Below are 3,570 nucleotides of genomic sequence, written 5' to 3' on the forward strand. Positions count from 1 at the left end.
TTGGTCGTCACCAGCCCATGCCACAACCGATACAGCAAACGCCCCGAAGTGACTCCGTCAAACACCGAGGTCATCAGCAGTACCGACACCCGTGGGCCGCGGGCTGGACGGCGGACCGCCCAGCACCGGAGGTCACGACGCCTAGCCATACCGTCCGCAATCGCCGTCGCCGCGGGCAACGCTTCGGGGATGCTCATCGGCATGGCGTCGGGGATTGTGACCGCGCGGCTGCTCGGCCCAAACGACCGGGGAGCTTTCGTAGCCACTCAAACCATGGCCGGTGTGGCGGCTGTCGTGCTCACCCTCGGCGTGACGCAGGCGGTAGTCACCGACCGTGGATCCGACGGCGACCTCGTCGGCCCGTTGCTTGCCCAGGTCACGGCGGTGGCACTTGCGGGATGCGCGCTGTTCGGAGCACTTGCGGCCACCCGCGTTCAGCCATGGCTGGATGCACCCGCGGTCATCGGCGCGGCGGCGGCCACCGCGGGCGGTGTCGCCTCCTCCCTGGCCTCCGGCATGGCGCAACGACGATCACGGATGACCGGCGAGTTCCAGGCCGTACGGCTCATCCCCATGCTCGGGAGCCTGCTTTTGCTGGTAACCGCCTGGCTCGCCGGCACACGCGACGTCGGTGTCTGGATTCTCGCTTCAGGGGCTGGCGTCGCTCTCCCCGCGGTCGGGGTGCTCGTCCGGACTCTGGGTGGCTTGAATGCGCTGCATGGACTACGTAGCACCGTCCCAGCTCGATCACTTGTGCTCGGCGCGGCCATAGCGTTCCCAACCGCTGTCGGGGCACAAATAATCTATCGACTCGACTCGGTGGTCGTCGCCATGACCCTGCCCACGGCCAGCATCGCGTTCTACGGCGTCGCGGCCACGGCGAGTCTCACCTGCACTGCGCTCGGCCAGGCCGTCGGGATGGTTGCATTCAGCCGGCTGCGGCAGGCCACCAGCCTGGAACACCAACGTTTCCTGATTCGCCGCGGCGTAATGTGGGCGCTCACCGTGGCGACTGCTCTTGCTTTACCGATTACCCTTCTTGCACCCAATTTGATTACCCTCTGCTATGGCAGAGAATTCCTCCCCGCGGTAGCGCCCACCCGGGTCCTCGTCCTCGCTGCAATCCCGCTGTCCGTCGACTATCTCCTGATTCACGCCCTGCTCATCCTCGCAGGTCAACGTAGCGTCTACCAAACGCAGGCGCTGGCCGTGACACTGACCATCGGAGGCCTTTGCGTGACTGTGCCGACAGGTAATCTCGTCTTTATTTCCGCCACGTCAACGACTGTCTACACCCTGTCCGCTACGCTGCTGTTCAGCGCGGCCGTAAGACGTACTTCCCCGCGCCGCACAACATTTGTTGAACAACCATGAAGAACATCGCCGTCATAATCCACTGGGGGCCCGTCGGGCCAACCGTAAAACTCGCCGTTGAACTGAACAAGAGCACTCTTGTAAATCAGGTGACAATTGTCGCAAATGATCTTTCGGAACGTCCAAATGATATTCCTGATGAAATTTCCTGGATCGTCCCAGCACGCAATCTCGGATTCGCGGGCGGTTTTCTGCATGCCACCGATATATATCCCGCCGCATCCTGTTATCTGTTGCTCAACAACGATATCGAGCTGGCCGAGGTGACTATCAAAGAATGCCTTGAGCTGCTGTCCCGCGACGACGTCGGCGTGGTCGGCCCGACGCTGGTCAACGCACGCGGGCTCCAGTCTGGTGCCGCCGTGCTCACCCGCTTCCTCGCGGCGCCTCGAGTCCTGCGGACACCGCGCCTTGCCCAACCGTGCGAGGCCGAGTGGGTCACCGGCGCCGTCATGTTCATCAAGGCCGAATGCCACCAGAGTGTCCCGATGGACGGGCGTTACTTCCTCGGATTCGAGGATGCCGACTTCTGCCACCGCGCACGGGATGCCGGATGGCGTGTCATGCTCAGCCCGGCACACGCGTGGCACGCAAGCGGCGGCACGATTCCCGCCGGGCGTTACGTATACTACAGCGTCCGCAACAGGCTTTGGTTCGTCCGGATGCGGGGCTGGCGGCTACGCACCGTGCTGGTGGTGCTCTGGTCGGCTCTGGTCTTGTTGCCCACCATCGTCATGAAGGACCTGCTTCGCAGGCGCGGGTACCTGTACAGCTCACTTGCCTTCCATGGACTGATCGACGGCTTGTGGCGCCTGCCTACCGTTAACACGCCCCTGCCCGACGAGCCTCGTCCCGCACGATGGGCGTCATGGGCGTGAGTGCCGTCACCACATACCAGCGCATAATATCCGCCGAGAAAAAAACCACACGGCATGATCCGGTGTGGATTGCAGGTCTCGGCCTCGGCTGTATACTCGTATTCACCTCTCTAGGCGTCCACCCAATAATTCTCGTAACACTCGCTGGACTGACTGGGCTGGCGGTCTGGCGGTCATTGTCAAAGCTGGTTGTCGTCTATGTCGCGACTATCGCGGTCGGGCTCGTCATCGCGGCCCGCCTACGCGAGTCTACGATCACCGTGACCGCTGGTCCGGTCGATACCTACGCAGCGCTGTGGATCGCTGCCGCGCTCTTCGCGGGCACCTTAACCCATGCTTGGCCAAGCAAACGACAGCTGTCCACCGGCGAAGAGGAGCATTCCGGAAAAACTGTCCTCGCGCTCTCCGCCGGAGCGCTGGTCGTACACGTGTTCCTCATCGTCGATGGCACGACCGGACTTGCGGCCCAGTACACGGGCGCATCGAGCGGCGGCGGCTACCTGGGCCTCTTTGCGCAGAGCGGAGCGGTACTCGCCGGAACCGCAGTGCTGAGTGCGCACGCCGCCGGCAGGTCGCTGTCCCCGACCGGCGTCACAGCTGGCTGCCTCATGGTGCTACATGCGGTCGCACTCGCTTATACGGGCTTTCGCGGCGCTGGACCGATCTTCATCATCGCGGTGATGCTCGCTGGGCTCCGCGGGCTCGAGACGATTCGCCACCGGAAACAGATCGTCCCTGCCATTATACTGGGAGGCGGAGTCATTGCGCTTTTCATCTTCGGCGCCACCATACGAACCAATATCGCAAGCCAGCTGGGTGAGAGTGGACTGGCGCCACCACCCGTCAACACCGACAACGTCTTCGAAACGGTCATTGAGCGGCTCGACTACCGAGATGCTCTTATGCGTGCCAGCGAGCTACAAGATGATCATGGAGCACAGGAAGCGGTTTCCCTACACGATCAGATCGCCGCGGCAGTACCTCGTCTAATTAATCCGGACAAGGCATCGGTGCTGTACGGGCGACGTGTCGCCCACAGTTATTTTGGCCTACCAGCAAATGCCAGGACATCTTCTACCATCACCCAGTTCGGCGACTCTCTCGTCAACTTCGGAATCATCGGATCGGTGGCCATCTCCGGACTGTACGTTTTCGGCATCGACCGGATCTTCCGCCTCTTGGGCCGGATATCGACGGCCAGTTTCCTTGCCCTACGGATAATAGTCGCACAGTACGCACTGGACATAGGCACGCCGGTCGCGCTGAGTGTCATCTCCATGGCGAGAACGGAATTCTTCATCATAGCCATACTGATAAT

3 protein-coding genes are annotated in these 3,570 nt (G+C 62.1%); all 3 read left to right on the forward strand.

Translation table 11 applies throughout. The features are described from left to right. Window positions 1-1,374 (forward strand): lipopolysaccharide biosynthesis protein (locus MJ785_RS21080; protein WP_239382538.1); only part of this gene is annotated, 1,374 nt, incomplete at its 5' end. After that, window positions 1,371-2,252, forward strand: a complete 882-nt coding sequence (locus MJ785_RS21085; RefSeq protein ID WP_239346278.1) for a glycosyltransferase family 2 protein — start codon at window positions 1,371-1,373, stop codon at window positions 2,250-2,252. The genes MJ785_RS21080 and MJ785_RS21085, both read left to right, overlap by 4 nt. After that, on the forward strand, window positions 2,243-3,570 hold a 1,328-nt coding region (locus tag MJ785_RS21090; protein ID WP_239382540.1), incomplete at its 3' end, for a hypothetical protein. The genes MJ785_RS21085 and MJ785_RS21090, both read left to right, overlap by 10 nt.

Source organism: Protofrankia sp. CiT1 (assembly GCF_917627335.1).
Taxonomy (GTDB): domain Bacteria; phylum Actinomycetota; class Actinomycetes; order Frankiales; family Frankiaceae; genus Protofrankia.

What these genes read in the sequence shown, in the direction of transcription:
- MJ785_RS21085 (WP_239346278.1), top strand. Translation starts at nt 1,371, where the DNA reads ATGAAGAACATCGCCGTCATAATCCACTGGGGGCCCGTCGGGCCAACC.